Below are 4,748 nucleotides of genomic sequence, written 5' to 3' on the forward strand. Positions count from 1 at the left end.
CGGGGTGGTAAGCCCCTCCTCGAAGCGACTCAGACGCAACGGGTTGTCCTCGGGCTTCATTCGGCCGGTGATCAGGTCGCATGTCCACCGCCCGGCTGCTGCCGACAACATCACCCCCGGCCAGTAGGAACAGTTGAGGAAAAAACCCGAAATCCCGCTGACCGGCCCGATCAGGGGCTGATCGTCCGGGGAATGCACATACTGGCCGGCGTATACGGACAAATCCTCCTGCTTGAGGTCCTCCACCACTTCGGACCAGAAGGGGCTCAGGCGCGAGCACATCTCCAGGTTGAAAGCCGGAAAATCCCAATCACCCTGGGGGTTCTCCAACGGCTCGCTCTTCTGCTCCTCGGGGTCGTGCCAGCCGAGCAGGGCGCCGCCGGTTTCCGGTCGCCAGTACGACTCGTTGTCCACATCCATGATCAGGGGCGCATTCTGGGGGATTTTAGGATGGGGCGCCACGAAGACGCGCTGTCGTCGCATCTGGTAGATGGGCAAATCCAGGCCGACCCAACGGCCGACATCGATGGCGAACGGCCCGGCGGCATTGACCACCACGCGGGTGTTGATGCGCCCCCGGTCGGTGGTTACCGCGCAAACCCCCTGATTGTCGGTTTCGATACCGGTGGCACGGGTGCGCACGTAAAAGCGCGCCTTGTCGGCTGCCCGGGCAAACCCCTGGGTCACCTCATGGGCGGAGAACCAGCCGTCTTTGGCCCGAAAGGCGCCGGCCTTGATCTCCGGGTTCAACCAGGGCCAGCGCTTGAGGACCTCGTCGCCGGTCAGGTATTCCGAATCGACCACACCAACCTGGTGGTAGGCTTTCACCGTAGCCTGCACATCGGCCACCATCTCCGCCGCGCTGGTCAAAAACAGGTATCCACCGTGATGCAGGTCGATTTCGTAGCCTTCCAGGCCGGTCACCTCGGCAAAGTTCTCCCATACGTCGATGGATTCTTTGGCCAGGGCCGCCATGGCCGGCTCGGTGAACTGGGCCCGGAAGGACTCGATGGACGCGGTGGTGGTAAGAGTGGACAATCCGTCACGCATCTCCACCAAGATGGTTGACATGCCGGCGCGGGAGAGCCAAAAGGCCGTGGCCACCCCGATGATGCCGCCGCCGATGACCACGGCGTCGGCCGTTTCCTGATCAAATGCGTCTGGTGTCAGTATTTTTCTCATGATCATATTCTCCTGATTGGTTGGCTTTTTAACCTATCTGATCGGCACACCTTCGGTGCTCAAAACATCTGCCACCTCTTCCAGCCCCAGTCGAACCAGGGTTGCCCGTGTGGGGATCCCGTTGGCATCCCAGCCCCTGGCCTCGTAATACCAGTCCAGAAGCAGTTCGAGCTTGTCCTGGGATATGAAGTAGCCTTCGTTGGGACCGGAAGGGATGGGCTCGGTGGAAAAACGCCTGGGCGGAAAATCCCAGCTGCGGCCAAAGCCTTCGATCTCCCGGGCAGAAATGGATCGCGTCAGGTTCCAGATGCGTTCGGACACGACCAGCATCTCCTGCCAGGTACGCTTTTTGCCGGTGATGTAAAACATAAGCTCTTCATAGTTCTCCACCTCGAAACCCAATTCCATCAACTGCAGCCGACAGATGCCCAGGACATCGAACAGGGGGCGGGTGTGCTGGGAGTCGATGACGTAACCGGCGCTCTCCGCCCGGACCTGTGCCGGGGGCTGCCGCTCCACTGTACCACCACCTTGCACCAGATCGTTAACATTGGTCCAGGCCCCGGCCATGTCGTGCCCCAACACCCAGGCGCGGGCGTGGTGGGCGCCGATGTCGGCGGTCATGTAGGCCAGCATCATGGAGGGGGCATTGCGGCACTCGTACCCGGTCCACTCCAGCCCCTTGACGTGAATGGCGAAATCTTCAGAGCCCTGCCCTACTTTTTCTGCAGCTTTTTTGACACCCTCGGCCAGCAGGTCGCCGATGCCTTCACGGTTTACGATCTTCCTCAGCAGGTAATCCACCGTTTCAAGATCGGAAAACTTCACCGGCCGGCCGATTTCACCTTCGCTGAGCATGCCCTTTTCAAAACACTCGATGGCCCAGGAGATGACTGCCCCTGCCGAGATGGTGTCGACGCCCAGCTCGTCGCACAGGTAGTTGGCGTAGGCCACCTCTTCAATGGTCTTGAGTTCGCAGTTGCCGCCGAACAGGGCGATGGTCTCGTATTCGGGGCCTTCCACGTAGGCATCACCCAACTTGGTTTTGGTGAGGCCATACTTGCCGCAGGGCGTGGGGCAACAATAACATCCCTTGTCGGTGATCTTCAGTTTTTTGAGAACGGCCTTGCCGTTGATCTCCTGATAGTGGTCGGAAAAGGAGGTCTTGAAGTTTCTCGTGGGAAAGGCACCGACCTCATTGACCCAGTTGGTGATGCCGGCGGTGCCTTCGGGCGTCCATTCGGTATAGCCGGGTTTGGCGGCGACTTTTTTAAAGGCATCCACACCCTTGGCATAGGCGTTGTCGATGTCGTGAACGGGCAGGCTCTTTGTGCCGCGAACGGCGATGGCCTTGATGTTCTTGGATCCCAGCACGGCCCCCACGCCGCTGCGGCCGGCCTGGCGGCCGAAGTCGTGAGAGAGGCAGGCATAGCGCACCCGTTTTTCACCGGCAGGGCCGATGGTCATAATCTGAAAGTCCTCACCCAGATCCGTTTTCAGGTTCTTCTCGGCGGTCAAGGCGCCCTGTCCCCAGTATGCATCGGCCGGCCGGATCTCCACCTGGTCGTCATCGATGAACAGGTAGCTGGGTTGGGCCGCCTTTCCGGTAAGAACCAGCACATCGTACCCGGCGTATTTCAGGGCCGGACCAAAATGGCCGCCCATGTTGCTGTCCGCATAGCCGCCGGTAGCCGGGGACTTAGCGCCAAAATGGGTCTTTCCGCTGGCCGGCAGGAAATGGCCCGACAGCGGACCGGTGGCGGCAATGAACATATTCTGCTCATCATAGGCATCGATGCTCCGCGGCAGTTCGTCGAAAAGCAGTTTGGCCACGAATCCACGACCGCCGATGAACTTGTCGACCATCTCATCCGACAGGGGCTCTGAGGCCACAGACCCCTTGCTCAAGTTGATGCGCAATAGTTTATCCTGATATCCGTATCGCATGATCAGACCACCTTTTTTTGATTTTCGTCCACTAGCACCAGCGCCTGCCGCGGGCAAAGGTCTGCACATTTGCCGCACAGGCTGCACTTGACCGGCTCCTCCCGGTCCGGATGCACCATCATCACATCGCGGGGGCACGCCGCCACGCACTCCATGCAGGCCACGCATTCCTCCTGATCAACGAGATATGCACCGTCTACCATCTGGATCGCCTCCACGGGGCAGACCTCCGCACAGGCCCCGCACTGGTCGCAAATGTGGATGTGATAGTCCCCCGGGGAGGGGAAGCGCCCCTGGATTTTCAGCAGGGATTTGGCAGGATTGACTTCCCGGAAATTCTCCAGCGTACACACTTGCCGACAAACCCCGCATCCTGAGCAGTTGGTGTGAATGGCCCTCAGTTCCATGGTTTCTAAATTCTCCTTGTTGAGTGCGCAGGCGGACGATCGAGACCATCCACCCGCCGTTTTAAGCGATTATCTTCAGGTTCAGCAGCGCGGGTGCCATGTGATCGGCCACCCGTTTCCGAAACCGCTGGATATGTTTGGTAATCAGTTCGACAGCACCGGCCTCATCCTTTTTCTTGAGACCGTCGATCAACTCACGATGGTCCGCGATGGACTCATCTCCATGGGCGTCAAGATCGATCGCCGCCGGGCGAGTAAAGCAGATGTAGGCCAATCGCTGACTCTGGCTTTGCAGTGATCCCAGATAGGATTTCATGAATTCATTGCCGGTGGTGTCATAGATTTCGCGATGGAAGCGGCTGTTGACCAGGGTTACCTCTAAATATTGCTGACGACCCCAGGCCGCGCGGAATTGATCGTTTAAACGTTCAAGCCGGCCGATACCGGCCTGAGTCATGCGCCTGGCCGCCAGGGCAACCACGGCCCGTTCTAGTACCAAGAGCGTTTCGAACAGGTCCTTGATGTCGCTGAGGGTGATGTCACGCAAAAAAAACCGCGGCCGGCTTTTACCTGCAACAAACCTTCGGCAGCCAGACGGAACAGGGATTCCCGGATGGGAGTACGGCCGATGCCCAGGGTTTCCGCCATGACCGTTTCATCGATCTGTTCGCCGGGTCCAAGCACCAAGTCCACAATTTAAGATTTAATCTTCTGAAAGGCCATTTCACTCAACGGCACCGTATTGGTTTTCCTGTCCACACGTTTCATTGCCGATGCCTGCTGCTATCTTCCGTTATATTCTCAATGTGCGGTCAATATAATCAAAATATATTGACCGGTTGGTGCATTCCAAAAGTGCCACCTAACGGTTGCTCTTGAGGACCAAACGTTTCCCGGACCAACCAATGCACGTGCTGAAAAAGGGATCCCTGGTCCTTCACCCCTTGCATCATCAAGGGGCGAAACGGGACGCAGTGTAGGTAAGAAGTGCTGCGCCCGTCAATTATTACCTATCAGGCAACGTCTTCGCTTGGATTAATCAGCGGACTGTTCTACCGTTTTTACAAGCCCCGATGCGGACGTCTCGTAATCGGCAAGGTTCTCGCTGCGGAGCCCCATATAAGTACTGACGATCATGACCAGCATAATCATGGTGAAAGGTAAACCGACGGTAACGGCGATGGCCTGGATGGCCCCCAGTGCGTCGGCCCC

General features: G+C 58.2%; 5 protein-coding genes. All 5 read right to left on the reverse strand.

What is annotated here, in order from left to right; all coding sequences use genetic code 11:
- The coding region (locus QNK41_RS00375; protein WP_319252596.1) for an FAD-dependent oxidoreductase at positions 1–1,182 on the reverse strand (1,182 nt) is incomplete at its 3' end.
- 33 nt (positions 1,183–1,215) lie between these two features.
- Complete coding sequence (locus tag QNK41_RS00380; protein ID WP_319252598.1) at positions 1,216–3,129, reverse strand: aldehyde ferredoxin oxidoreductase family protein; 1,914 nt, start codon at positions 3,127–3,129, stop codon at positions 1,216–1,218.
- A gap of 2 nt (positions 3,130–3,131) precedes the next feature.
- A complete protein-coding gene (locus QNK41_RS00385) occupies positions 3,132–3,536 on the reverse strand; it encodes a 4Fe-4S binding protein (RefSeq protein ID WP_319252600.1) in 405 nt (134 codons plus the stop codon).
- Between the two features lie 61 nt (positions 3,537–3,597).
- Positions 3,598–4,083, reverse strand: coding sequence for a GntR family transcriptional regulator (locus QNK41_RS00390; protein ID WP_319252602.1), 486 nt, complete (start codon positions 4,081–4,083; stop codon positions 3,598–3,600).
- On the reverse strand, positions 4,026–4,184 hold the full coding sequence (locus QNK41_RS22880; protein ID WP_413815096.1) for a GntR family transcriptional regulator: 159 nt from the start codon (positions 4,182–4,184) through the stop codon (positions 4,026–4,028). The genes QNK41_RS00390 and QNK41_RS22880 overlap by 58 nt, the downstream gene beginning before the upstream one ends.
- Positions 4,185–4,748: the final 564 nt, after the last annotated feature.

Source organism: Desulfosarcina sp. (genome assembly GCF_033791525.1).
GTDB lineage: Bacteria > Desulfobacterota > Desulfobacteria > Desulfobacterales > Desulfosarcinaceae > Desulfosarcina.